Origin of the sequence: Nocardia paucivorans NBRC 100373 (assembly GCF_000308675.1) — a bacterium.
GTDB lineage: Bacteria > Actinomycetota > Actinomycetes > Mycobacteriales > Mycobacteriaceae > Nocardia > Nocardia paucivorans.
In genome coordinates, this window is sequence record NZ_BAGE01000007.1 from 1 (window position 1) to 23,075 (window position 23,075).

The following is a 23,075-nucleotide window of genomic DNA, read 5'->3' on the forward strand; positions in this document are numbered from 1 at the left end:
ATGCCCATCCGCACCTCACTGGCCTCGCAGCCGAGCACCAGGTGCAGCACGGGGATATCGGCGCCGTCGAGCAGCACATAGGCGGCCACATACGGCGGTTTGATGCGCTGGCCCAGGAACGGCACATTGACGATGCAGAAGGTGGTGACGGTGCCGCGGTCGGAAACCTCCACCAGATCGCTGGTGGCGCGTCCGTTCACCGGGTCGGCGCCGCGCGGGGGGAAGTACACCTTGCTGCCGGCCTCGGTGCGACCGCCGATGAGCTTGCCCTCTTTGAGTCCGCGCAGATAGGCGGTTTCCTCGGGGGAGGCGCTGTGCTTGTAGCTGATATCGATCGGGGTGGTGATCACGGTGACCGGTTCCGCGTCCGAGGTCGTCCCGGTTGTCGCGGTCGAGGTCTCACCGGGCTCGAAGCAGACGATGTCGTGGATGCTGCCGGTGGTTTCCGCGGCCCAGCGCGCCACCACTCGCATTCCCGTCTCGATCTCGTCCGGGCTCGACACGTCCACCGCGTGCAGCAGGGCGGTGTCGGCGCCGTCGAGTTTGATCAGGGCGTAGGCGAACGGCCGGTCGAACGGCTGGCCCGGTAACGGGTCCCGAACCCAGGTCCACGATTCCACGGTGCCGATATCGGCGACATCCACGAACTCGGTGAGCGGTTCGGCGGTGACCGGATCGTATTCGGTCGGTGGTACGAGCACACGCCCGTCCGATCCGCGCACACCGACCACGCGGCGCTCGCGGAGCCCGGTCAGGAATTTTCCAATGGTGGGTCCCACGGAGCGGGTGTAGTCGAACTTCATCCGCAGGGGCGCACTGAGCACATCGCTCGGTTTCAGTCCCGGCGGGTGTTCCTGCGTAATTACCGTGGGTGCAGTATTCCCCTGAGTCACGATATCGAGTAGAACAGGTTCTTATTCTGCTGGCAAGCAGTAGGCCGGAAAGGGGTCGGTTGTGAAGTTCGGATTGCAACTCGGGTACTGGGGCGCGGCCCCGCCGGAGAACGCGGGCCAGATCGTGACGGCCGCCGAGGAGGCCGGCTTCGATGCGGTGTTCGCGGCGGAGTCGTGGGGGTCGGACGCATTCGGCCCCCTCGCCTGGTGGGGCTCGGCGACGAACCGGGTGCGGTTGGGCACCTCGGTGGTGCAGCTGTCCGCACGCACCCCGACGGCCACCGCCATGCACGCGCTGACCCTCGACCATCTCAGCGGTGGACGTTTCATCCTCGGGTTGGGGGTGTCCGGGCCTCAGGTGGTGGAGGGCTGGTACGGGCAACCATTCGCCAAACCGTTGCAGCGCACCCGCGAATACGTCGATATCGTTCGCAAGGTACTGGCGCGGGAGGTGCCGGTGACCAACGACGGTCCGCACTATCGGCTGCCCTACACCGGGCCGGGGTCAACCGGGCTGGGTAAACCGCTGAAACCCATAGTGCACCCGCTACGTGCTGATATGCCGATCTGGTTGGGTGCGGAGGGGCCGAAGAACGTAGCCTTGACCGCGGAGATCGCCGACGGCTGGCTGGCCATCTACTACACCCCGCGGCTGGCCGGGATGTACGACGAATGGCTGGACGAGGGCTTCACGCGTCCGGGTGCTCGGCGTTCGCGGGAGGACTTCGAGATCGCCGCCAGCGCCCAGGTGATCGTTACCGACGACCCGGCGGCCGAGCTCGAGCGGATGCGTTGGGTGACCTCGCTCTACATCGGTGGCATGGGGGCGCCGGAACTCAACTTCCATGCCCAGGTGTACCGGCGGATGGGCTACGACAAGGAGGTCGACGAGATCGGTCGGCTGTTCCGGTCGGGTCGTAAGGCCGAGGCCGCGGCGGCCGTTCCGGACGAGATGATCCGGGACACCACGATCATCGGTGATGAGGAGTACGTCCGGAAACAGATCGCGGTCTGGGAGGCGGCCGGGGTCACCATGATGTTGGTGTCGGTGGCAGATCTCGAACAGTTGCGGCGGTTGCAGCCTTTTATCACGGCGTAGAACTTGTTATAGATATGCGTCCGCTGCGGCCACACGCGCGGAAGCGATGGGGTCGCTCGCCCAGCCCTGCGCCCGGCGGGTTCGGCCGATGGTGCAGGGTGTGGAAGCCGTAACCCTTGCCGGTGCAGCGTTCGTCGGCTTGCGTCGGCAAGGGTTGGGCGGCGACCCGCTCGACGGAAGTCGTTATCGGGTGGATGACGGGGCCGCATCCGGCGCGGATTCGGAAGCGACGAGGTCGAGCAAGATCTTCGGCAGATCGTCCGGGGCGTCACGCATGAGATTGTGTCCACCTTCGAGCGCATGAGTGCTCCAGGCGGTGTCGTTGCGCAGGCGCTGGTAGACCTCGGTGAACGGAGAAGGGGTCTCCCATCCGGTGGCGTAGATATAGGTTCGGTGCCGAATATGGGCGAGATCGGTGGTGAGCTTCAGCGGTTGGAGCACCGAGGCCAGGGGATGGGGTGTGGCGCGGGGGTCGAAGAACGGTAGCGGACGGAAGGCGGTTCCGGTGTCGTCGACATCGAGGTACCACTGTCTTTCCCGATCGGTGACAAGCCGGAAGCAGGAATCGCCGTGTTCGGGAACCGTGGCGTCCACATAGACCAGCGAGTCGACCCGATCGGGGGCGCGGTCCGCAGCGCCGGTGATGACCATGCCGCCGTAGCTGTGTCCGAGGAGAATTGCGTCGCGAATGTTCTCCGCTTCCAGTACGGCGGTGACGTCCTGGATATGGGTGTCGAGGTTCACGAGGGTGTGGCGCAGGTGCCCGCGTTCAGCGACCCCGGTCAGCGTCAACGGTAATACCCGATGACCGTGCCGGCGTAGCTGCTCGGTGAGCTGGTCGAAACACCAGCCGCCGTGACATACGCCGGGAACCAGAACGAAGGTCGCCATGAAGAATCTCCTTGTCGGAACGGGGGGTGATGGGTTGAGTCGCAGCGATCGCCGCCGCGACAAAGCAGAGAACCGTTGTCCACGCCACTGTCGCGTCGGCACCGGTGTGATCGGCGACGAGACCGGCGAGCCAGGGCCCCACGGTTTGCCCGATCGCGAACACTGTGGTGCAGGCCGCGAGTGTGGCGGTCCAATCGGGTGGTGCGGTGGTGTTCTTGACCAGAGCGGTGACCACGGCGGGAACGGTCATGAATGTCGCGCCGTATCCGGCGGCGGAGATCACGATTGCCAGTGGGGTCGAAGACATCAGGGCGAGTGCCGCACCACCACCGAGCGCGGCCAACACCACCGCGAGGGTTTTGTGGTCGGGCCAGTGGGTGATCGGTCGCCGCCATACCAGTGGGGCGGCTACAACCGCGAGCCCCACCGTCAGCCAGACCGCGATGACCTGCGTGGTCGAGGCATCGCGTTCGGCGAGATAAGCGGAAAGAAAAGTGATGTAGGTGATGTATCCGGCCGCGAACAGCAGATACGCGAGCACCGTGGGGCCCAGGGAGTGCAGTCGGGCCCGTCCCGCATCACTCGAAACCGACGACTCGCCACCGCTATCGGCGGCGGACCAGCTCGCCAGTGTCGCCAGGCCCGCCGCGATTCCCAGCCCGATCCACGCCGCTCGCCAGTTGTTCCCCAGTATCGGCAGGGTCATGCCACTGGCGATGATGCCGAGCCCGGTGCCGGCGAAGTAGACGGTGATGGGGGAACCGGACGAGGACCGGGCGGCCAGGCGCGATGCGATCACCCCACCGCTGATGAATACGGCCGCGCCCGTCGCGCCCGCCGCTGCCCTGGTGCCGGCCAAGAATAGATGATTGGTGCCGGCAGCCGAGGCGGTCAGCGCCAGAGCGGTCAGTGCCATCGATATGCGGAAGGTGGCCGCGGGGCCCAGCCGGCGGACGATCGCGGTGGTCGCCGCGGCGCCGAACAGGTAACCGAGACCGTTGGCGGTGCCGAGCATGCCCGCTGTGGACAGACTCCATCCCAGGTCCGCACGCATGGCGGGCAGAAGTAGACCGTAGGCGAATCGCGCGAATCCGAGGGCCGAGGCGGTACCGAGTGCCAGGTATGCCGCTTGCCGGGTGGGCCGGAGCGGCTCGTTCACCATGCGTACCCGCGCCATTGTCGGTCACCGGTCGATGCCGGGAGTTGTTGCCCGAGGTACGGGCGGTCTGGAGTGGGGCTCATGTCGTTCCTCTACATAGAACCGTTCGGTACCAACCAATACGCTAACACTTCATCGAACTCATCGGTACTATCTAGGTCATGCCCGTTGCCAAAGGCTCGACGATCGACCCGGCCCGCACTCGCGCCACGATCATCGAATCGGCCGGCCCGCTGCTGTACGAACGTGGACTCGACGGGCTCGGTGTAGCCGAACTGTGTACGAGGCTGGGAATTTCGAAAGAGACGCTGTATCGGCATTTCGGCACCAAGGACGGCCTTGTGCAGGCCGTGCTGCAAGCTCGCAGCGACAAAGTGGTCGCCTGGCTGACCGAAGCGGTCGAATCCGCCGGCGACGACCCGGTCGACCAACTGACCGCTGTATTCGACGCACTCGGCCAGTGGTACGCCGAACCAGGTTTTCGCGGTTGTGCGATGGTGAACGCCGCCACCCAGCACTACGACGAGACGGTGCTGTCCATCACCGCGCGGCATCTCGACCGGTATCTCGAGCTGTTCGCCGGTATCGCCGCTCGCGCGGAAGCCGCCGACCCGGTGACACTGGGCCGTCAGCTGCTCATGCTCGTCGAAGGCGCCACCGTCGTCGCTGCGCACCGTGGTTCCACGGGTATTGGCACGCAGGCGCGCGCCGCCGCGATCGCCCTGCTCACCGCGGGCAGCGAGTGACCCGCGTCGTTCGGCATCACCGGGGTTCTCGAATTGCGTCAGAGCAGTCCGACAATCAGGTGACCGGTCACCGTGAATACGCCCTGACCCGCCGAAGGGCTCCGGAAGATCAGGGCGATTGTGCAGTCGAGTGGGTGGCTACCCGGACAATCCGAGAGCGCGCAGATTATCCAGTGCGGTCCGAATGTCGTAGTCGACCCGGGCTTTCTCCACCACATCCACGAAGCGAGGCATCCGCACCCACTCGGTCAGCTCGTAGTGGCCCAGCACATTGCCCACGGCGCGCAGAACGACATCCGCCTCGTAACGGGCAAGTGGGGCACCGACGCAGTAGTGCAGCCCGCGTCCGAACCCGAGATTCGTTGCCTTGGCCCTGCGGTCGGGTCGGAATTGATCCGCATCCTCGCCGAAGGCGGCCGGATCACGATTGCCCGCTTCCCACCGCAAATTGACTATCGAGCCCGGTTCGATGACGAAGTCGTCCAAACGAACGGTTTCCATACACACCGCGAGGTTGTGAGAGAACGGTGTGAAGCGCAGCGCTTCGTTCGTGACGTTGTGCCGCCACGAGGCCCCCTCGGGTCCGAGGTTGGCCAATAGGTCGGATTGCAGACCGGCTTCGGCGATGAGGCCGAGCAGTAATGCGGTCAAGGTGGCCGTGGTGTCGCGGCCGGCCGACCAACAGCCGAAGACGAGTCCGTGCTTCTCGTCTCGTGAGATCAACCCGCTCTCGTGAGCCGCGGCGATCTCCGCGAGCAACCCGCCTCTACCGGCTTCCAGGTGCTCGGCGATTATCCGGTCGAAATACGGGCGGACCTCCGGTGACTCGGGCCGAAGCATATCGATGAAGTTCGTGCGGTTCGCCGCGTCATCGAGATGGGTCTTGATGAACGCCTCCACCTCCGGAGTGTGCGGAAAACCCGCGAGTTCCGACATGGTGTGAAACGCCAGGGTATCGGTGAATTCGGCGAAGTCGATGCTTCCGACGCCCTGGTCGCCGTGCATTTCCCGTTGTTGCGCGACATTGTCGGCGAGCAACTTCAGCGCGGTTCGCTCTATCCAGGGACCGACCTCACGGATGGAACGGTTGGAAAGATATCCCTCCAGAACGCCACGCAGGGCCGTATGCCTTCCCGCTGTTCCGTCGGCTTCTCGGGGAGCCGACGCCCAGGGAAAATACCACGAGACGTGGACGACACCTTCGGGCAGATCGATACCCATCTCGCGCAACACCTGCCGCTGGGCGGACAGGGCCTGGCTGAAGGCGCCCTTTTTCTCGAGGTCGGTAATCGTGACCAGGTCGTGGTACCGGGTGATGTGAATACCGCTCTCGTCGGCGAAGGGGGCGCCGGCCACGCCGTATGGGGCCGGGCGCACGGGGTCGGAGGGTTTCTGAACCACAATGGCTCCTCGAATTGTGCTCGGCGCACAGTGGAGACGTCGCTGTGCTGCGCCGAACCACCGGTCGTGCAATATGGGTGGGATCGGCGGATTATGGCACGGAATCCCCACTCGCGCCGGACTCGACAGCCGTGGGTACCCCGTCTTTCGGGGTTCCTATCGGATACTGTGGCCCGGAAGCTGATGTTCCAACGCTCTAGAGAATGTCCTCGAAGCCTGTGCGGTTGAGGTGCCGGTGGATTCCTCACTCGTGCGTGTTGATCAGCACGCGGGCGGCGCTCGATCGCGCGTGTTTCACCCAAGGGACAACGGATCCGGGTGCGGGCGGAGAACGTACGGAGATGCTGTTCGGATGTGTGGTATCAGTCCGGGTCGCCATCAGCGCCGGCGGCCGAGGCCGCGATCAGCCGGCCGTCCACGGTATCGGTGAGACAAGAGCCGACCACCGACTGCCGGGGCAGGTCGCTTTTGCCACCGAGGGTGTGCAGCACGAGTACATTCATGCCCGGCGCGCCCGCCGTTGCGGCGAATCCGCGCGCTTATCAGGCGGTTTTGCTTGACGGTACGCTGGATACGAGCGGAGTTTGCGCATCTTTGTCTTCTTTGTTCGGGATTGCGGTTTCGGTACGTTTGTGCTCAGCGGTCGGCAGGCTGTACCCAGCGGCGTAGGGCGTCGACGGTGGTTTCGGGTGAGGTGTTGAAGCAGAATCGGATTCCCGGAGCGATGTCGGCGAGGGTGTTGATCAGATGCTCGAACAGCAGGGTGTGCTCTGGGGCCATGCGGATGCCCGCTCCGATCATGGCGACCTGGAAGGTTCCGCCTGCGGCGCATTCGCGCAGTTTCTTTTCCGCCGCTTCGGGTTCGGTGGGAAGTTGGCAGGACACGATGTCGAATCCGGCCTTCCGCAGTGCGGCTTCGCCCGTGTGGATCCGGGCGGTGAGCGTGGCCTCGTCGAGGTCCGGGTATCGGCTGTAGTCCAGGGCACTGGGATGCAATCCGATGGACAGCACGGTCGAAGTGCCCACGTTCTGCTGTGTCATTCTGTTCTCCGATTCGGGTCGCGAAAGTGATTGCGCCGGTATCTACCACGGAGCGTGTCCGTTGCGGTCGAAAAACTCTCCCGTGGGCCCGTTCGAAGCGATCGTGGCCAGGCTTACTATCGCGTCCGCACCCTCGGCGACGGTTTGGAAACCGGCGTGGCCGGTGAGGTCTGTCGCGGTGTACCCGGGATCGACCGCATTGACCCGGATGTCCGGCAGCGCGCTGGCGTACACGGCGGTAAGCATGTTCAGTGCGGCTTTGCTCGCGGGGTAGCCCAGTGTTGGGGGCACGAGATTTTTCCAGCGTGGATCGGTGAGGGTGGCGATCGATCCCATACCGCTGGAGACCATGACGATGCGTGGATGCGCGGACGCTCGCAACAGGGGCAGGAAGGCGCGAGTGACGCGAACCACACCGAAAACATTGGTGTCGAACACGTCTCGCATCTCGTCGGGAGCGGTTTCGGCCGGATGAGATCCCAGGTCGCCGATGCCGGCGTTGTTGATCAGCACGTCCAGTCGCCCGGCCCGCGCTCGAACCAGGTCGGCGGCCATGGAAACGGACGCATTCGAGGTCACGTCCAGCGGGACGAACCATGCCCGCCGGCCTTCAGCGGCCAACTTCGCCACCGCCTCCGTGCCGCGTGCGGTGTCGCGCGCTGCGAGGAATACCTGCCATCCCAGGTCGGCAAGGCGTCGCACGGTTTCGTGCCCCAGGCCCTTGTTCGCCCCGGTCACCAGGGCGATGGTCGATGTCGTCACATCGCCCAGCGTCACACCCGGCGACCACCGTCACCAGGGCCGATGCGGCATAGGACTGCCACTCCCACGCGGCACCGCCGGAGCGGTGGCAGGATGAGGAGGTGGACAGAGCCGAATTGGCGACGGTGCTACGGACCGCGCGTTCTCGCCTCCGGCCCGCCGACGTGGGTCTGCCGGCCGGGGCCCGTCGTCAGGTGCCAGGCCTGCGGCGCGAGGAGGTTGCGCAGCTGGCCGGTCTCAGCGTCGATTACATCATTCGCCTCGAGCAGGGGCGTGGCCCCAAGCCCTCCGATCAGGTACTGGGCGCGTTGGTCCGGGCGCTGCGGCTGTCTGACGCCGATCGTGACCTGGTCTTCCGGCTCGCCGGCTCGCAACCGCCGCAAGCCGGGCGCGTTCCCATGCTGGTGCGCCCGAGCGTGCTGCGACTGCTGGACCGCATGTCGGACTTGCCCGCCATCGTGCTGTCCGCCAAATCCGACGTGCTGGCCTGGAATCCGCTCGCGGCGGCACTGTTCGGCGACTTCTCCCGGCTGACGCCCGCGCTGCGCAATCTCCTGCGGCAACGCTTCCTCGGTGCCGGGACGGATCGCACCGTCATCACAAAGGAGGAGTCCGCGATCTACGCCGCCGACTGCGTCGGCTGCCTGCGCACTGCGCACGCCAAGTACCCGCGGGATGCAAGCCTCACCGCGCTCATCGCCGAACTCCGCGCCGGTAGCCCACAATTCGAAGAACTCTGGCGAACCGGCCGCTCCGGCAGAGTGCGCAGCCGCACCACCACCATCACACATCCCGAACTGGGAACTCTCACCCTCGACTGCGACGTCCTGTACGAACCCGAAACCGACCAAACCGTCATCGTCTACTCCGCCGCACCCACCACTCCTGCCGCCTCGGCCCTCGAACTACTCCGAGTCACCGGACTCGAACGATTTCACCCGACCCGGCCCTGACCCGGCACCGAGAGACGGCACGCCGTTACCGAGCTGATCTTCACCACCAGCACTTGCCCGACATTCGGCATTAGGCCGTGTTTTGAAGTGCCTGTGGCTATAGCCACAGGTTGATCGCGCATTCCACGGCGTGGCGCTGTTTGTAGATCTCCCGGTCGAACTTTGGTGGCCGGCCACCGTCAGAGCCCTTGGCCTTGCGGTAGGCGGCCTGGTCGGCCTTGATCGGGATGGTGGCCTTGATCCCGCGCCGGCGCAGGTGTGCACGGGTGGCCGCCGAGGAATAGGCCTTGTCGGCCAGGATCCGATCGGGACGGGTGCGAGTCGCGCCCGCGTCGAGGCGGGGCACCCGGATTTCGGCCAGGACCGCGGTGAACTGCGGGCAGTCGCCCCACGGCCCTGGGGTGATCAGCACCGCCGACGGGCGCTGCCCCTGATCACAGCCCAGATGGATCTTCGTGGACAACCCGCCGCGGGAGCGGCCCAGCCCGTGATCGGCCGGCTCGTCCGCCTCGAACCCCGACGGTGGTTCGGCCTGCAGATCCCCCTTTTCCTGGCTCCGGCGGCGTGCTGGTGGGCGCGCACGATCGTGGAGTCCACGCTCACATCCCACACGATCTCACCCGCGGCGTCGGCCTCGGCCTGCAAGTCGGTCGAGATACGCCCCATATGCCCTCGCACTGCCAGCGGCGGAACAATCCGTACACCGTTCTGCCACGGCCCGTATTCCGGTGGCAGGTCCCGCCATGGCACCCCGGTGCGGATCCGCCACCGGATCCCGTCGATGAGTTGCCGCTTCGGCCATTTCGCCGGCCGGCCCGGCTTGATACCGACAGGCAGCAGCGGTTCCAGCCGCGCCCACTGGGCGTCGGTCGGATACGCGCGACCCGTCACCGCTACGCTGGTCACGAGGTCTCCGGTGTTCAGGTTTGTTTTGGTCGACAAACCGACATACCGGAGACCTCGCCATATCACCAAATCCCCCAGCCCAGCAATACCTTTCAGTGGTTCAGCCAGGCACTTTCGAACACGGCCTAGGCTCATGGGTCGATGACGTGTACTTCCACGGCTCGAAACGGTGCGGCGTCGCGAGTGGTGAATGCGTCGAATTCGTCGTCGGTGAGTTCGGCTTGTCGTCCGATATCGCTCAGTAGTGTGCCGAGTGTGATGTCGGAGGTGGGGGTGACGGCTCTATGAAGATCGCCCGAACCTCGGCTTCGGTGCTTCTCCTGTGCCGGGCCGCGCGGACGCGTAGTGCCTCACGCACGTCATCGGGAAGATCCGAACCGTCGGTCTCTCCATATGCGCCACTCGAATGACCTCGTTGCTCTCGTTGGGGTAAGGCTGCCGGCATCCCGGCCGAGTCGGCACCGACCTACACCGGATCCCGCAGTTCCATCGGCAGCCCGAACAGCGGGAAGAGGCGCGCGGCGTCGAGGAAGAAGTGCAGTCCGGAAATGGCCCCGTCGGACAGTTCCAGGACCGTGATCGACCACGGCGTCATAACACCCGGCTCGTCGGTGGGGTGGTAATGGCCGAATGCGGGGCAGCCGTTGGCGCCGGGGAGGGGGACCATCCGCGAACCGCGACAGACCGACCCGGTGCCGAGCATGAACGCGGCCACGTTCTCGGGACCGCGGAACCAGAACTCGATGGGCGGCATGGACAGCGCCACATCGGCTTTCAACAGTGCGGTGAGCGCGTCCATATCGTAGGACTCGAAGGCGGTGACGAAATCGTCGACGAGTCTGCGCTGTTCGGGATCGGTGTGGTCGTAGACATCGGTCTCGGCGGGTCTGATCTTCGACATGGTGGCCCGGGCCCGTTGTAACGCGCTGTTCACCGAGGCGGGTGACATGGTGAGCGCCTCGGCGGTTTCGTTGGCCGAGAAGCGCAGCACCTCGCGCATGATCAGAATGGCGCGCTGGGTGGCCGGCAGGTGCTGGCAGGCCGCCACGAAAGCCAGCCGGAGGGTGTCCTTGATGGCGGCGTGTTCGGCCGGATCGGCGCCGTAGGCCAGGGTGTCGGGGATGGGCTCCACCCAGAGGTAGTCCGGCTGCGGCGGGGGTAGGGGAGTGTCCGGGTGGGCCGGCGCGGACAGATCCATCGGCCGGGCCCGCCGCTGTGGGCCGTCGAGCATGTCCAGGCAGACATTGGTGGTGATGCGGTACAGCCATGACCGCAGGCTGGATCGGCCCTCGAAGGAACCGTAGGACTTCCAGGCCCGGGTGAAGGCCTCCTGGACGGCATCCTCTGCTTCGAACGACGAGCCGAGCATGCGATAGGCGTAGGCGCACAGTTCACGCCGGTGCGCCTCGAAGGTATCCATGACGTCGGCGGAGACGGTGCCGGTCGGTTCGCTCATGGGAGCACTGTGACACAATCCACCGACATTTCGGCCTCGAATGTGACCGGATATCCCGGTGATCCGCCCCCGCGGCCGCCGGGGCGGATTCGTCCGCGTTCGGCTACCGGTGAAGCGTTGCCTTCGCGACGCGACCGGCCGGGCAGGCGGTGGAACGGGGAGCGGAGACCGTGGAGCAGGCCACACAATCCGTGACGGCTTCGGCGAGGTGGGCTTCGATATTGCGGTTGTCCAGGGCTATGAGCAGGTCGAGGCCGCTGAAGGTATCCATGTGCATGGGATCGGTCCTCTGCGGTTCGTGGTCGGCGGATCACTCGTTGGATGTCGAACTTCGACGCAATACCGTCGTTGCCGCTCGACTTCTGCCGAGTATCCATGATTCGTGGACCGGGTTGTGGTTGTGGGTGATTCTCGGATCCGAGAGTGCGGGACTACTTCGTCGTAGACCTTCGACTTCGTCATAGACCTTCGACTTCGTCGTAGACCTTCGACATCACCTTCGACATCATTGTCGAGACGGTGCCGAGGTGACGTCGTTGTCACCGGAAACGCAGCGTTCCCGCATGTCATCAATGGTGGTCGAGTAGGTGGCGCGCTCGCATCGGTGTGTACACATCGGCTACCTACGTGGTGTATCGGGATCGCGCGAACTCGTATCCGCTCCTGCTCGGTCGGAAGTTCATCTGCGGGGCCACGAGCAGGAAGTCGCCGAATTCGGCCGGGTTCGGCACGCCGACCGGTTCCGGATATATCGGGTGCGACCGTATCGCGACAACACATCGCCCGTTGGATGCCCGGTCCGGGGGAGCATGACGCGCTATCCCCGGAAAGTCGCGTTCACCTGCGTTTATCGGATAATTTTCGGCGCGGCGATGATTTCGTCGTAACGCTCCCGTCCTATCTGTGAGCCCGACAGCCGGTTCGGCAGCACTCACCGAAAGGACATCGATCATGAGCAGCAAGATGATCTTCATCAACCTACCCGTCACCGACTTGGCCCGTTCGAAGGGTTTCTACGAGTCGCTCGGTTGGAAGGTCAACGATGATTTCACCGACGACAACGCCGCCTGCATCGTGGTCGATGACAATATCTGCCTGATGTTGCTGACCCGGGAGTTCTTCTCCACCTTCAGCAAACGACCCGTCGCCGAGACCACCGGTTCCGTCGGGGCCGCCTACGCCCTGGCGCTGGGCAGTGCCGAAGAAGTGGACCGGTTGACCGAGGCCGCCCTGACCGCGGGGGCCACCGAGGAGGTCAACGAGGACAAGCGCGCCCAGGAAGCGGAGGTCGGGATGCACGGACGGACCTTCGTGGACCCGGACGGCCACCAGTGGGAGCCGTTCTGGATGGACTACCCCGGTGCCGGATAGACCTGCACGTTCTGTGTCACGGCGGCCTCTCCCTCATCGAATCGAGAGGCCGCCGCTCGCTCGGTCGGCACCGTGCGACGGGTGCCGGCCGAACCGGCTCATCCGCCGCCGAGCTTTATTCACCGCTGAAATTCGGCTTGCGCTTCTCCTTGAAGGCCTTCGGGCCTTCCTTGGCGTCGGCCGACTGGAACACCGCCATACCGAGTTTGGCGTCGATCTGGAACGCCTCCTCCTCGGGCATACATTCGGTCTCGCGAATGGTCCGCAGAATGGCCTGCACCGCCAGTGGCCCGTTCGCGGCGATCAGCTCGGCCAGCTCGAGGGCCTTGTCCAGCGCGGTACCGTCCGGCACCACATGGCCGATCAGGCCGATCTCTTTGGCCTCGGCCGCGGTGAGGTGCCGGCCGGTGAGCAGGATATCGGCGGCGACCGTATAGGGCACCTGACGGACCAGTCGCACCGCCGAGCCACCCAGCGGGAACAGCCCCCACCGCGCCTCGGACACACCGAACTTCGCGCTCTCCCCGGCCACACGGATATCGGTACCCTGCAGAATCTCGGTGCCACCCGCGATGGCGGCGCCCTCTACGGCCGCGATCAGCGGTTTGGTGAGTCGACGCCCCTTGAGCAGCGCCTCGATCTTCGACAGATCCCAGCCGCCGCCGGCGAACGAATCACCGGGGTGCTGGGCGGTCATCGCCTTGAGGTCGGCTCCGGCGCAGAACGCTCCACCGGCGCCGGTCAGGATGGCGACGCGAATATCGGGATCTTGGTCCACCTGATCCCAGGCGTCGCGCATAATCGCCATCATCTCGCCCGACAACGCATTGCGTGCCTCGGGGCGGTTCATGGTGACGATGAGGACGTGGTCGCGTTTCTCGACGAGGCAATCTGGCATCGCGGAATCTCCTGACTTCTGAGCCTTGTCAGAAACAGTAACACGTTCTATTTTTAGGTCTGTGACGTACAACATAGCCGACCTTGTCGAACACACCATCGATCTTGTGCCGGACCGGGTCGCATTGGCCGACGATCACCGTTCGGTAACCTTCGCCGAACTGGAGGACAGAGCCAATCGTCTCGCGCACTACCTGCAAGAACAGGGCGTGCAGCCGGGAGACAAGGTCGGCATCTACTCGCGCAACACCATCGAGGCCGTCGAAGCGATGGTGGCGATCTTCAAAGCGCGCGCGGTAATGGTCAACGTCAACTTCCGCTACGTCGAGAACGAGTTACAGTACATTTTCGACAACTCGGATATGGTCGCGCTCATCCACGAGCGCCGCTACTCCGACAAGGTGACCGCGGTCCGACCGAAGACCCCGAAGCTGAAGACCGTCCTCGTGGTGGACGACGGCACCGATCTCCCCACCCCGGTCGAATCGGTGGAATACGAAGCGGCACTGGCCGGTTCGTCCGGTATCCGCGACTTCGGCGACCGCTCGCCCGACGACATCTTCATGATCTACACCGGCGGCACCACCGGTATGCCCAAGGGCGTCATGTGGCGGCACGAGGACTGGTGGCGAGTGCTCGGCGGCGGCATCAACTTCGTCACCGGCGAATACATCCAGGACGAATGGCAGCAGGCCAAGGACGGCGCCAAGAACCCGCAGATGGTGCGCTACCCGATCCCCCCGATGATCCACGGCGGCTCCCAGTCGGCCACCTTCCACGGCCTGTTCGACGGCGGCAAAACCCTCATGCTGCCGGAATTCGACGCGCACGGGGTGTGGCAGGCCATCGACCGGCACAGTGTCAACCTCATCTTCATCACCGGCGACGCCATGGCCCGCCCCATGCTGGACGCGCTGAAGGCCGGCAACCCGGAAACCGGTGAACCGTACAAGCACACCAACCTGTGGGCCATGGCCAGCAGCGCCGCTCTGTTCTCGCCGACGATCAAGGACGAGTTCATCGAACTGCTGCCGAACACCGTCATCACCGACTCGATCGGCTCCTCGGAAACCGGCTTCGGCGGTATCTCCATGGCCACCAAGGGCGCCACCCACACCGGCGGCCCCCGGGTGAAGATCGACGCCTCCACCGCCGTACTCGACGAGAACGGCAAACCGGTGGTCCCCGGCTCCGGCCAGGTCGGTGTACTCGCCCGCAAGGGGCATATCCCCATCGGGTACTACAACGACCCGGTGAAGACCGCCGCGACCTTCAAGGAGTTCGACGGCGTTCGCTACTCCATCCCCGGCGACTACGCACGCGTCGAGGAGGACGGCACCGTCACCATGCTCGGCCGCGGCTCGGCCAGCATCAACAGTGGTGGCGAGAAGATCTACCCCGAGGAGGTCGAGGGCGCGCTCAAATGCCACCCCGATGTGTTCGATGCGCTGGTGGTGGGCGTTCCGGATGAGCGGTGGGGACAGCGGGTGGCGGCCGTGGTGCAGTGTCGCGGCGATAAGCGGCCCACACTCGAGGAGTTGCGTCCGGTGTTGACCAAGGAGATCTCGTCCTACAAGCTGCCGCGCAGTCTGTGGTTCGTCGACGAGATCAAGCGGTCGCCCGCCGGTAAACCGGACTACAAGTGGGCCAAGGCGCAGACCGAGGCGCGTCCTGCCGACGAACACGTCGAGGCCGGCAGTTCATAGCGCCGGTGTGGGTCATCTCGCGGATACGTGGTGACCCGCCGTATATAGAGCCACAGAGTTACGAATGTGCAGGGCCTCGCGGGTGGGATGCCTTGCCTTGTCGTGCATCGTCTCTGAAGGAGCCAGGCTTCCAACGGACGTGGAATCGGTCGATTCGGTCGAGGAGCGATTCGTCCGGTAATCCCGCGATCGGCGACCATCGTGCGTATGTCCGTCCGCTCTGCCCGATCACATCCGCCTGCGCGACGATTCACTCCAACTGTCCGTCCAGATGCTCGACCGTTGGAACGAATACCGCTTCGGCTGTGTGCAGTCCGATCCGGTCTTCGAGAAATACCAACCGATCCGCCCGTGTAGCCGTCTCGGTCGCAGTCCCCAGGGCTCGGCACAATCGTGGCGGTGCGTCAGGCCGAGACGGGGGTTCACTGTTCGGCAGGGGGCAGGCCGGGCAGCGGTTTCCCGATCAGGGCCAGGGGGATGAAGAAGTTCACCTGGCCGATCATGGTCTTCGGGATCGTCCCGTTGCCGGTGGCCCGAGACAGCGCCGCGCCGATCTCGCCGAGCTCGGGGACGAGCTGTTGGGGTTGGGCAGCCGGGAGCCGCGCTGCCGGGTGGTGGTGTTCGTACTCATCGTTATTGCTCCTTCACTGTGGTGGATGGTCGAACGGGTCAGGCCAGTCGAGGGAGCCGGCGGGTGCCACCGAGCGCGCGCAGGGCGGCAGGAATGTCCCGGGGCAGCCAGGCACGGGCGGCGAAGGTGGCAGCGGTGAAAAACAGCGGTATCGCCCATTTGTCCGGACCGTCCCCGACGGCCAGGTGTGAGGCGGCGGCGCCATAGACGAATACCATTCCGGCGTAGGCCCATTCCTTCGTCCTCGGGTGGCCGGGTGTCAGGATCGCGGCGAGCGCGGCGGTTTTGGCCACGCCCAGGATGTTCGCGAAGTACATGGGATAACCGAGATGATCGAAAGCGTCTCGGACGTAGTCGATCCGGGCCAGATCCCAGTAGGCGCCGACCGCGGTTTCGACGCGTACGGCGGCCACGGGAATCCAGCGGGTGAGTTTCAGACCGCGGGGGATCACCGATGTGGTGTGGGTGGGCATATCGGTTGTTCTTTACGAGTCGGTGGGCCGGTGGAGGTTCAGAAAGCCGAGGCGATGGAGGTGCCGGTCGCGGCGGCGGTGCACGGCGGCGGCCAACCGGGCGTTCTCGGCTGCGTGGGGCGCCTGTGCGCCACGGACCAGATCCGCGCCACCGGAATGGATGGCGGAAATGGTGGCGATGGTTTCCAACGACAGCAGCGGTGGGCGGTTGTCGAGGCCGGTGGTGGCCGCCGCGTACATCGCCGCCACGCCGGTCGCGCTGCCGACGCCACCGGCCGCGGCCTGGCCCAGGCGGCGCAGGTCGGTGTAGTTGGGCAATGTCATGACGTCGGGGGCGGTGAAACCGCGGGCGTTGAGGTTGTAGGCGATACCGGCGATGCTGTGCGGGGCGGGGGAGTTGGCGGCGAAGGCCGCTTCCATTTCCGCGCTCGCTCGCCACGGCAGGATCGGTAGATAGCGGTGGTCGAGTTCGGCGGGCAGACCGAGGTAGACATCCAGCTCGTACGGGGCGCGGATGCGCTGTTCGAACAGCTGCTGGATGGTGTTGCCGGTAATCGCTCGCACCACCTCGCCGGCAATGGCGTAGGTGACGAAACCACCGTATCCGTGGACCGAACCCGGTTCGAAGAAGGGCCGCTGCCCCACCAGCCGTTCGGCGATGGCCTGCTCGTCGGCGAGTTCGGCGACGGTGAATCCACCGTCGACCTCCACGACCCCGGACTGGTGCACCAGCACATCCCGTACGGTGACGCGTTCCTTACCCGCTGCGGCGAACCGGGGCCAGAAGTGGGCGACCGGCCGGTCGATATCGAGGACCTCATCCTGGATCAGCAGCGCCGCCACCAGGGCGGCGGCCCCTTTGCTCGTGGAATGCAGACCGGTCAGCGTGGTGGCGGTGACCTCCGCTCCCGCCCACAGATCCACCACCTGTCGGTCCTGCGCGAACGCGGCCAGTTGCGCCCCGATTCCCCGTTCTCCTCGGCGACGATGGCGGCGAACTCGTCGCGCACTTCTTCGAACCCGGCGGCGACGGCGCCGGGTATTTCGATCTCGTCCACAGTGTCGTTCCTCTCGATGACGCTCGGGGTGGCCGGCGGGGCGGTGATGCCCGACTCCGAAAACCGCCGCGGTTCGTGTTCTGTCGCACTGACGGATGGCGGCGGAAAAATGTGACCGCACCACGACGGAAACCACAGGGTCACGTTTCTTGCTGCCCACTCGTCATCGGTTGGGAGGAGATCGAGGAGGACCCGTGCGCGACGAGTAGTTTCTGGCCGACCGGTTCGAGGAGCACCGAACTCATCTGCGGGCGGTCGCCTACCGGGTGTTCGGCTCGCTCACCGACGCCGACGACGCCGTACAGGAAGCATGGTTGCGTCTGGCCCGCACCGATACCAGCGATGTCGGCAATCTCGGTGGCCGGCTGACCACGGTTGTCGGACGGGTCTGTCCGGATATGCTGCGGACCCGCAAGAGCCGTGGTGAAGAACCTCTGGAAGCCGAGCGCCTGCCCGATCCGGTGATCACCAGCGAAACCACCCCGGATCCGGAACACGAAGCGCTGATCGCCGACTCGGTGGGCCCGGCATTACTGGTCGTGCTGGACTCCTCGGCCCCGGCCGAACGACTCGCTTTCGTCCTGCACGATATGTTCGCCATGCCCTACGAGCAGATCGCTCCTATCGTCGACCGCACCCCGCAAACCGCGAAGAAACTGGCCGGTCAGGCCCGACGTCGAGTGCAGGGGGCGACCCCGAGTCCCGATTCGAATCCGCGTGGGCAGCGCCGTATCGTCGACGCCTTTCTCACCGCCGCCCGTGACGGCGACTTCGAGGAATTGCTCGGTTCTCGACCCCGATGTGGTGCTACGCGCCGATGCCGGTGCGGTGCGGCGGGTGATTCGAGGCGCTGCCGCCGTTGCAGGCCGCCTCGGAACTTTCCAGCACATGGCCACCCTTTGCCTCTCCCACCCGGCGCTCGTCGACGGCAGCCCCGGCCTGGTCGATACCCTCGACGGCAGACCGTTCTCGGTCATCGGCTTCACCGTCGCCGGTGACCGCATCATCACCATCGATATCCTCTCCGACCACGATATCCTCTCCGACCACGATCGACTCACCCGCCTCGATCTCTCTCACGTCCTCGGGGGAACGAGCCGATAACCAAGGGGCTGTCCTTCTCGTGCAGAGCAAACACGGGAGGCGACGCTTGCGGTTGGGTGACAGGTGACCCAGCGGTCGAAATCAATCCGAGGTCGTGCGGTAGCGGATTCGATTAGGCCGGGGTCGCGAACGACAGGATCACCGACAACCTCGTCGGCGATGGCATGCAGGTCGGCCATGGTGAGGTAGTAGATCGCGCCCGAGGTCATTCGGCCAACCTGTCGAGTAGGGCCCGATGTCGGGTGGCGAAGCGCTTGGCCAGCTCCCGAACCTGAGTGTCGGCGGTCTCCGCCATGGCTTCCGGAACGATCGCGGCAACTCGACGACCGTGCCTGGTGAGATGAACGACCCTACCGGCTTCGGCGGCCGCCACGACTTCCGCGAGTTTGTCCCGTGCCTCGCTGACCGATAGCTCCCATGCATTGGAATCAGGTGCGGCCGTCATCCCGAGAATTGTACGGATTCTGTGCAGATATATACAAAACAGATATACAAAACAGATATACAAAACAGGTAGGTACGAAATATTCGCTGCCATTCGCATGCTGTCCGATGCCCGGCCCGATCTGCGGCCCGGGCGTCGAGCAGCAGAACATGCCGCCGGACGAAGTCGTGGAGGCGTCTCCCACACCGACCGATCGATCAGACGGATTCGGGGATGAGATCGGCCAGGGGGAGCAGATGGTCCGGAGCCGGCCCGAGGGCGAATTCGTTGTGTTTGGCGGCGGTGAAGTAGTTGTGCACGATATGGTCGCGGTCGATGCCGACCCCGCCGTGCACATGGACCACGGTGTGTGCGACCTGATGGCCTGCTTCGGCGGCCCAGAACTTGGCGGTGTGGACGGCCTCGGCGGCCGGGAGGTCTTCGGAGAGCTGCCAGGCGGCCTGGGTGACGGTCAAGCGCAGGCCCTGCACATTGATGTAGCTGTCGGCCAGGCGCTGCGCCACCGCCTGGAAGCCGCCGATGGCACGGCCGAACTGTTCGCGTTCGCGGGCGTAGTCGGCCACCAGATCCAGGGCGCGTTCGAGGGTGCCCAGCTGTAGGGCGGCCAGACCGAGCCAGGCGCGCAGAAGCAGCCAGTCGAGGATCGCGGCGCCGGTCTCGAGGTCGCCGAGTAGTTCGGCGGGGGTGTCGCGGAGTTCGACCAGTGCTTCGGCGCTGCGGTCGGTCACCTGCTGTGGGGTCACAGTGACGGATTCGTGGGCGGGGTCGATAAGGAAGACGGCCGGCGAGTCGGAAACCGTTGCGGGAACCAGGATTCGAGTGGCGCGATCGGCTACCGGGACGGTGGTCTTGACGCCGGTGAGTCGCCAGCCGGCGGCGGTTTCGGTGGCCGTCGTGGCCGGTCGGGTCGGTTCCCAGTTGCGTTCCTCGGACAGGGCGACGGTGAGAATGGTCGTTCCCCCGGCCGCCGCGCCGGCGAGTTCGCGTTGCTGTTCGGAACCGAATCGCGCGAGCGCGCCCGCGCCGAGCACGATCGACCACAGATACGGGACGGCGGCCACGAACTTGCCGAGTTCCCGCAGGATCGCGGTCTGTTCCAGAATGTCGAAACCATTGCCGCCCACGTTCCCGGGCAGGGCGGCCGACAGGACGCCGGTCTCGCCCAGGACCCGCCACAGCGGTTCATCGAATTTTGCGGTGCCGCTGTCGAGTTCGCGCAGCCGGTCGGCGGTGACGAGCTTTTCGCAGACCTCGCCGGTGAGGCGGGCCAGGTCCTGCTGGGCCTCGGTGGGGGTGAAATCCATCGGTACTACCTGCTTTCGGATGGTCTCGACAGCGCGGTCAGCGGGCGGCGGCGGGCTGTTTCAGGGCGGTCATGGCGATGATGTCGCGTTGCACCTCGTTGGTGCCGCCGCCGAAGGTGAGGATCAGTGCGGCGCGGTGCATGCGTTCCAGGCGGCCGAGCAGAACCGAGCCGGGGGAGTCCTGACGCAGGTGTGCTTGGGGGCCGAGCACCTCCATGAGCAGCCGGTATGCCTCCGTGGTGAGTTCGGTGCCGTACACCTTGCAGGTCGACGCGTCCCAGGGACGTGGTGCCATATCCCCGCCCGCGTCGGCTCGACTGGCGATCTCCCAGTTCAACAGCTTCAGGTATTCGACCTTGGCGTGTACGCGGGCCAGATTCAACCGCACCCATTCTCGGTCGAAGACGCGGGTGCCGTCGGTGGTTCGGGTCTGTTTCGCCCAGGCCACCGTCTGGCGCAGGGCCAGGGTGAGCGCCGCGGACGAGGTGAGGGCGACCCGCTCGTGGTTGAGCTGGTTGGTGACCAGCGGCCAGCCGCCGTTCTCCGGGCCGACCAGGGAGGTGACCGGAACGCGCACGTCCTGGTAGTAGGTGGCGCTGGTGTCCGGTCCGGCCATGGTGTGCACGGGAGTCCAGGAGAAACCCTCGGCGTCGGTGGGCACGATGAGCATGCTGATGCCCTTGTGCTTCTTGGCGTTCGGGTCGGTGCGCACGGCCAGCCAGACGTAGTCGGCGTAGGGGATGAGGCTGGTCCACATCTTCTGGCCGTTGATGACGTACTCGTCGCCGTCGCGTACCGCGGTGGTGCGCAGGCTCGCCAGGTCGGTGCCCGCGCCGGGTTCGGAGTAGCCGATGGAGAAGTGCAGTTCTCCGGAGGCGATCTTGGGCAGGAAGAACTTCTTCTGCTCCTCGGTGCCGTAGTGCATGATGGTCGGCGCCACCGAGTTGATGGTCAGGAAGGGCACCGGCGCGCCGGCGATGGCGGCCTCGTCGGTGAAGATCAACTGATCCAGCATGGGGCGGTCCTGGCCGCCGAACTCCTTCGGCCAGCCCAGGGCGAGCCAGCCGTCGCGGCCCATTTCCCGCACGACCTCGCGGTAGACATCGCCTTCGCCGTATTCGCCGGTCTGGATGCTGAGGGCATGCTTGCGCTCGGGGGTCATGAGGCGGGCGAAATAGTCGCGCAACTCCGCGCGCAGCTGTTCCTGTTCCGGGGTGTACGCGATGCGCATGGCGGTACCTCGAGGCCTTGTTTTCGGGTGCGGTTCTGGGGGTTCTTCGGGTTGGGGTGCTATGGATCGGGATTCTTCGGGCCGAGCGGCATCTTCCGGTGGGAGGTTGCCCGGTGGTCCGGTCCCGCTCCGGGAACGATTCGCTACGGGTTACCGCCGATCATTGCATATCGACTGAAACTTGTTCCAGTATTGGTGGGTAATCAGGCGATACCGCCCGCTGGGTCGGCGTAGGATTGTTAGGCTTCGGCGACCGACGGGGTTAAGGAGTTCCGATGAAGGTCAGCGTTGATTTCGACCAGTGCGAAGCGAATGGAATCTGTGTGGGAATCGCTCCCGACGTGTTCGAACTCGACGACGAGGACATGCTGCACGTGGCCGAGGGTGAAGTTCCGGCCGACCAGGTCTCTCGGGTGGAGGAAGCCGTGGCGCAATGCCCGAAAGCGGCATTGCGTTTGCTGTGAATCCGCTCTTGCCGGGAATGAGAACAGGTTCTAAAGTCGGCCCGGTGAGCGATACAGATATCAGCCTTGCCGGGCGAGTGGCGATTGTGACCGGCGCGGGTGCGGGCCTCGGCCGGGCCGAGGCGCTCGCGCTGGCGGGGGCCGGCGCATCCATCGTTGTCAACGACCTCGCCGAATCGGATGCGGTGACCGAGACGTTGGAGCGCATCCGGGGGCTGGGGGCGAAGGCCGAATTCGTGGCCGGTAGCGTCGCCGAGCGCGCCACCGCGGACGCCCTGATCGCCACCGCCACCGAATCGTTCGGTGGGCTCGACATCGTGGTCAACAATGCGGGTATCACCCGCGACCGCATGCTGTTCAATATGTCCGACGAGGAGTGGGATGCCGTCATCTCGGTCCATCTGCGCGGGCACTTTCTGTTGTGCCGCAATGCCGGCGCCTATTGGCGGGGGAAGTCCAAAGAGGTCGGTGGGCCGGTCTACGGCCGCATTGTCAACACTTCTTCCGAGGCGGGTCTGCTCGGGCCGGAGGGGCAGGCCAACTACGCGGCCGCCAAGGCCGGGATCACCGCCCTGACGCTCAGCTGCGCGCGGGGGCTGTCCCGCTTCGGTGTACGGGCCAATGCCATCTGCCCGCGGGCGCGGACCGCGATGACCGAGAAGGTGTTCAGCGCGCCGCCCGAGGGGGAGGTCGATCCGCTGTCCCCCGATCATGTGGCTCGACTGGTGACGTATCTGGCCTCGCCTGCCGCCGACGCGGTCAACGGGCAGGTTTTCGTGGTGTACGGCCGCATGGTGGCATTGATGGCCGCGCCCGAGGTCGAGCAGCGGTTCGACGCGCCGGGTGCCGAATGGTCGACCGCCGATCTCGCCGCCACGCTGCGCGGCTACTTCGCCGAGCGTCCCGAAGGCCGTACGTTTTCCGCATCGGCTCTGCACGATTTGGGTTGAGTGGCCCGCCCGGTATGCCGGATATGTGCGGATGGTCGAACGGCGCGGAGAGTTGAACGGTCGTCCAGGAATTGGTAGACAGGTGAGCACATGTGTGGCAGCTCACAGCGGTGATGCTGAAACCGCATAAATAT

The 23,075-nt window shown here is 65.4% G+C and carries 26 protein-coding genes and 1 pseudogene; 8 read left to right on the plus strand and 19 right to left on the minus strand.

The genetic code is table 11. From position 1 onward, the window contains the following. Positions 1-893, minus strand: an 893-nt coding sequence (locus tag ON32_RS02170) for a Zn-ribbon domain-containing OB-fold protein (protein WP_373284241.1), incomplete at its 3' end; no start/stop codon positions are given. Positions 894-954: 61 nt separating this feature from the next. On the opposite strand from ON32_RS02170, the gene ON32_RS02175 reads away from it, so the two are divergent. Continuing rightward, positions 955-1,992 (plus strand): LLM class F420-dependent oxidoreductase, encoded by a 1,038-nt coding sequence (locus ON32_RS02175; protein ID WP_040788327.1) that lies wholly within the window; start codon positions 955-957, stop codon positions 1,990-1,992. A gap of 183 nt (positions 1,993-2,175) precedes the next feature. Here ON32_RS02175 and ON32_RS27505 read toward each other — a convergent pair whose 3' ends face one another. Together ON32_RS27505 and ON32_RS29835 are read right to left on the minus strand one after the other, a co-directional pair. Next, entirely contained in the window at positions 2,176-2,868 is a 693-nt protein-coding gene (locus ON32_RS27505; protein WP_245550765.1) for an alpha/beta fold hydrolase, read from the minus strand. Then, complete coding sequence (locus ON32_RS29835; RefSeq protein ID WP_245550761.1) at positions 2,762-4,060, minus strand: YbfB/YjiJ family MFS transporter; 1,299 nt, start codon at positions 4,058-4,060, stop codon at positions 2,762-2,764. The genes ON32_RS27505 and ON32_RS29835 overlap by 107 nt, the downstream gene beginning before the upstream one ends. A 143-nt stretch (positions 4,061-4,203) precedes the next feature. On the opposite strand from ON32_RS29835, the gene ON32_RS02190 reads away from it, so the two are divergent. Further along, positions 4,204-4,788, plus strand: a complete 585-nt coding sequence (locus tag ON32_RS02190) for a TetR/AcrR family transcriptional regulator (RefSeq protein ID WP_040788328.1) — start codon at positions 4,204-4,206, stop codon at positions 4,786-4,788. Between the two features lie 138 nt (positions 4,789-4,926). On the opposite strand, the gene ON32_RS02195 is transcribed toward ON32_RS02190, so the two are convergent. From ON32_RS02195 to ON32_RS02205, 4 genes are all read right to left on the minus strand, one after another. After that, a complete protein-coding gene (locus ON32_RS02195) occupies positions 4,927-6,189 on the minus strand; it encodes a cytochrome P450 (protein WP_040788330.1) in 1,263 nt (420 codons plus the stop codon). 362 nt (positions 6,190-6,551) lie between these two features. Next, on the minus strand, positions 6,552-6,692 hold the full coding sequence (locus ON32_RS28640; RefSeq protein ID WP_157224046.1) for a hypothetical protein: 141 nt from the start codon (positions 6,690-6,692) through the stop codon (positions 6,552-6,554). A 133-nt stretch (positions 6,693-6,825) separates the two neighbouring features. Then, entirely contained in the window at positions 6,826-7,230 is a 405-nt protein-coding gene (locus ON32_RS02200; protein WP_040788332.1) for a hypothetical protein, read from the minus strand. A gap of 42 nt (positions 7,231-7,272) precedes the next feature. Continuing rightward, positions 7,273-7,992: an SDR family oxidoreductase gene (locus ON32_RS02205; protein WP_040788365.1), complete on the minus strand. Its 720-nt coding sequence runs from the start codon at positions 7,990-7,992 to the stop codon at positions 7,273-7,275. 101 nt (positions 7,993-8,093) lie between these two features. Between ON32_RS02205 and ON32_RS02210 the strand changes: the two genes are divergently transcribed. After that, positions 8,094-8,945 carry a helix-turn-helix transcriptional regulator gene (locus tag ON32_RS02210; RefSeq protein WP_040788334.1) on the plus strand — a complete coding sequence of 284 codons (852 nt, stop codon included), beginning with the start codon at positions 8,094-8,096 and terminating at the stop codon, positions 8,943-8,945. 97 nt (positions 8,946-9,042) lie between these two features. Here the strand turns inward: ON32_RS02210 and ON32_RS29275 are convergent, their stop codons facing one another. The 5 genes from ON32_RS29275 to ON32_RS28645 all read right to left on the minus strand — a co-directional run bounded on the left by ON32_RS29275 (position 9,043) and on the right by ON32_RS28645 (position 11,584). Further along, complete coding sequence (locus ON32_RS29275) at positions 9,043-9,408, minus strand: transposase (protein ID WP_169331575.1); 366 nt, start codon at positions 9,406-9,408, stop codon at positions 9,043-9,045. After that, a complete protein-coding gene (locus ON32_RS29280; RefSeq protein WP_245550762.1) occupies positions 9,351-9,986 on the minus strand; it encodes a transposase in 636 nt (211 codons plus the stop codon). Before ON32_RS29280 ends, ON32_RS29275 begins: the two co-directional genes overlap by 58 nt. A 103-nt stretch (positions 9,987-10,089) precedes the next feature. Further along, entirely contained in the window at positions 10,090-10,296 is a 207-nt protein-coding gene (locus ON32_RS30770; protein WP_373284243.1) for a FitA-like ribbon-helix-helix domain-containing protein, read from the minus strand. Positions 10,297-10,317: 21 nt separating this feature from the next. Then, positions 10,318-11,307 (minus strand): sigma-70 family RNA polymerase sigma factor, encoded by a 990-nt coding sequence (locus ON32_RS02225; protein WP_040788335.1) that lies wholly within the window; start codon positions 11,305-11,307, stop codon positions 10,318-10,320. 103 nt (positions 11,308-11,410) lie between these two features. Beyond that, positions 11,411-11,584 carry a hypothetical protein gene (locus ON32_RS28645; RefSeq protein ID WP_157224047.1) on the minus strand — a complete coding sequence of 58 codons (174 nt, stop codon included), beginning with the start codon at positions 11,582-11,584 and terminating at the stop codon, positions 11,411-11,413. A gap of 674 nt (positions 11,585-12,258) precedes the next feature. Here ON32_RS28645 and ON32_RS02235 point away from each other — a divergent pair. Continuing rightward, the gene (locus tag ON32_RS02235) at positions 12,259-12,678 is read left to right on the plus strand and encodes a VOC family protein (RefSeq protein ID WP_040788337.1); all 420 of its coding nucleotides are present in this window, start codon (positions 12,259-12,261) and stop codon (positions 12,676-12,678) included. A 115-nt stretch (positions 12,679-12,793) separates the two neighbouring features. Here the strand turns inward: ON32_RS02235 and ON32_RS02240 are convergent, their stop codons facing one another. Next, the gene (locus ON32_RS02240) at positions 12,794-13,576 is read right to left on the minus strand and encodes a crotonase/enoyl-CoA hydratase family protein (RefSeq protein ID WP_051132774.1); all 783 of its coding nucleotides are present in this window, start codon (positions 13,574-13,576) and stop codon (positions 12,794-12,796) included. A 61-nt stretch (positions 13,577-13,637) separates the two neighbouring features. On the opposite strand from ON32_RS02240, the gene ON32_RS02245 reads away from it, so the two are divergent. Continuing rightward, entirely contained in the window at positions 13,638-15,281 is a 1,644-nt protein-coding gene (locus tag ON32_RS02245) for an acyl-CoA synthetase (RefSeq protein ID WP_040788339.1), read from the plus strand. A 669-nt stretch (positions 15,282-15,950) separates the two neighbouring features. On the opposite strand, the gene ON32_RS02250 is transcribed toward ON32_RS02245, so the two are convergent. Genes ON32_RS02250 through ON32_RS29840 form a run of 3 tightly spaced genes read right to left on the minus strand, consistent with a single transcriptional unit; the run spans position 15,951 to position 17,443 of the window. Beyond that, positions 15,951-16,385, minus strand: coding sequence for a DoxX family protein (locus tag ON32_RS02250; protein ID WP_040788341.1), 435 nt, complete (start codon positions 16,383-16,385; stop codon positions 15,951-15,953). A 12-nt stretch (positions 16,386-16,397) separates the two neighbouring features. Then, positions 16,398-17,312 carry a serine hydrolase domain-containing protein gene (locus ON32_RS02255; RefSeq protein ID WP_245550763.1) on the minus strand — a complete coding sequence of 305 codons (915 nt, stop codon included), beginning with the start codon at positions 17,310-17,312 and terminating at the stop codon, positions 16,398-16,400. Then, complete coding sequence (locus tag ON32_RS29840) at positions 17,267-17,443, minus strand: hypothetical protein (RefSeq protein WP_245550764.1); 177 nt, start codon at positions 17,441-17,443, stop codon at positions 17,267-17,269. The genes ON32_RS02255 and ON32_RS29840 overlap by 46 nt, the downstream gene beginning before the upstream one ends. A gap of 212 nt (positions 17,444-17,655) precedes the next feature. On the opposite strand from ON32_RS29840, the pseudogene ON32_RS27525 reads away from it, so the two are divergent. Next, a pseudogene (locus tag ON32_RS27525) lies at positions 17,656-18,547 on the plus strand (sigma factor). A 205-nt stretch (positions 18,548-18,752) separates the two neighbouring features. On the opposite strand, the gene ON32_RS02270 reads toward ON32_RS27525, so the two are convergent. The 3 genes from ON32_RS02270 to ON32_RS02280 form a co-directional block, all read right to left on the minus strand. Next, positions 18,753-18,992 (minus strand): type II toxin-antitoxin system prevent-host-death family antitoxin, encoded by a 240-nt coding sequence (locus ON32_RS02270; RefSeq protein ID WP_040788347.1) that lies wholly within the window; start codon positions 18,990-18,992, stop codon positions 18,753-18,755. Between the two features lie 197 nt (positions 18,993-19,189). Continuing rightward, complete coding sequence (locus tag ON32_RS02275) at positions 19,190-20,296, minus strand: acyl-CoA dehydrogenase family protein (protein ID WP_040788348.1); 1,107 nt, start codon at positions 20,294-20,296, stop codon at positions 19,190-19,192. A gap of 37 nt (positions 20,297-20,333) precedes the next feature. Further along, positions 20,334-21,527 (minus strand): acyl-CoA dehydrogenase family protein, encoded by a 1,194-nt coding sequence (locus ON32_RS02280; RefSeq protein WP_040788349.1) that lies wholly within the window; start codon positions 21,525-21,527, stop codon positions 20,334-20,336. Positions 21,528-21,802: 275 nt separating this feature from the next. On the opposite strand from ON32_RS02280, the gene ON32_RS02285 reads away from it, so the two are divergent. Together ON32_RS02285 and ON32_RS02290 are read left to right on the plus strand one after the other, a co-directional pair. After that, the gene (locus ON32_RS02285; protein ID WP_040788350.1) at positions 21,803-21,991 is read left to right on the plus strand and encodes a ferredoxin; all 189 of its coding nucleotides are present in this window, start codon (positions 21,803-21,805) and stop codon (positions 21,989-21,991) included. A 17-nt stretch (positions 21,992-22,008) separates the two neighbouring features. Further along, positions 22,009-22,941 carry a 3-oxoacyl-ACP reductase gene (locus tag ON32_RS02290; RefSeq protein ID WP_040788368.1) on the plus strand — a complete coding sequence of 311 codons (933 nt, stop codon included), beginning with the start codon at positions 22,009-22,011 and terminating at the stop codon, positions 22,939-22,941. Positions 22,942-23,075 lie beyond the last annotated feature (134 nt).

Coding starts and splice junctions, on each gene's coding strand:
- ON32_RS02190 (WP_040788328.1), top strand. CDS start 4,204: ATGCCCGTTGCCAAAGGCTCGACGATCGACCCGGCCCGCACTCGCGCC.
- ON32_RS02225 (WP_040788335.1), bottom strand. CDS start 11,307: ATGAGCGAACCGACCGGCACCGTCTCCGCCGACGTCATGGATACCTTC.
- ON32_RS02250 (WP_040788341.1), bottom strand. CDS start 16,385: ATGCCCACCCACACCACATCGGTGATCCCCCGCGGTCTGAAACTCACC.
- ON32_RS28640 (WP_157224046.1), bottom strand. CDS start 6,692: ATGAATGTACTCGTGCTGCACACCCTCGGTGGCAAAAGCGACCTGCCC.
- ON32_RS02270 (WP_040788347.1), bottom strand. CDS start 18,992: ATGACGGCCGCACCTGATTCCAATGCATGGGAGCTATCGGTCAGCGAG.
- ON32_RS02285 (WP_040788350.1), top strand. CDS start 21,803: ATGAAGGTCAGCGTTGATTTCGACCAGTGCGAAGCGAATGGAATCTGT.
- ON32_RS02240 (WP_051132774.1), bottom strand. CDS start 13,576: ATGCCAGATTGCCTCGTCGAGAAACGCGACCACGTCCTCATCGTCACC.
- ON32_RS28645 (WP_157224047.1), bottom strand. CDS start 11,584: ATGCACATGGATACCTTCAGCGGCCTCGACCTGCTCATAGCCCTGGAC.
- ON32_RS30770 (WP_373284243.1), bottom strand. CDS start 10,296: ATGCCGGCAGCCTTACCCCAACGAGAGCAACGAGGTCATTCGAGTGGC.
- ON32_RS02235 (WP_040788337.1), top strand. CDS start 12,259: ATGAGCAGCAAGATGATCTTCATCAACCTACCCGTCACCGACTTGGCC.
- ON32_RS29835 (WP_245550761.1), bottom strand. CDS start 4,060: ATGGCGCGGGTACGCATGGTGAACGAGCCGCTCCGGCCCACCCGGCAA.
- ON32_RS02290 (WP_040788368.1), top strand. CDS start 22,009: ATGAGAACAGGTTCTAAAGTCGGCCCGGTGAGCGATACAGATATCAGC.
- ON32_RS29280 (WP_245550762.1), bottom strand. CDS start 9,986: ATGAGCCTAGGCCGTGTTCGAAAGTGCCTGGCTGAACCACTGAAAGGT.
- ON32_RS02275 (WP_040788348.1), bottom strand. CDS start 20,296: ATGGATTTCACCCCCACCGAGGCCCAGCAGGACCTGGCCCGCCTCACC.
- ON32_RS02200 (WP_040788332.1), bottom strand. CDS start 7,230: ATGACACAGCAGAACGTGGGCACTTCGACCGTGCTGTCCATCGGATTG.
- ON32_RS02280 (WP_040788349.1), bottom strand. CDS start 21,527: ATGCGCATCGCGTACACCCCGGAACAGGAACAGCTGCGCGCGGAGTTG.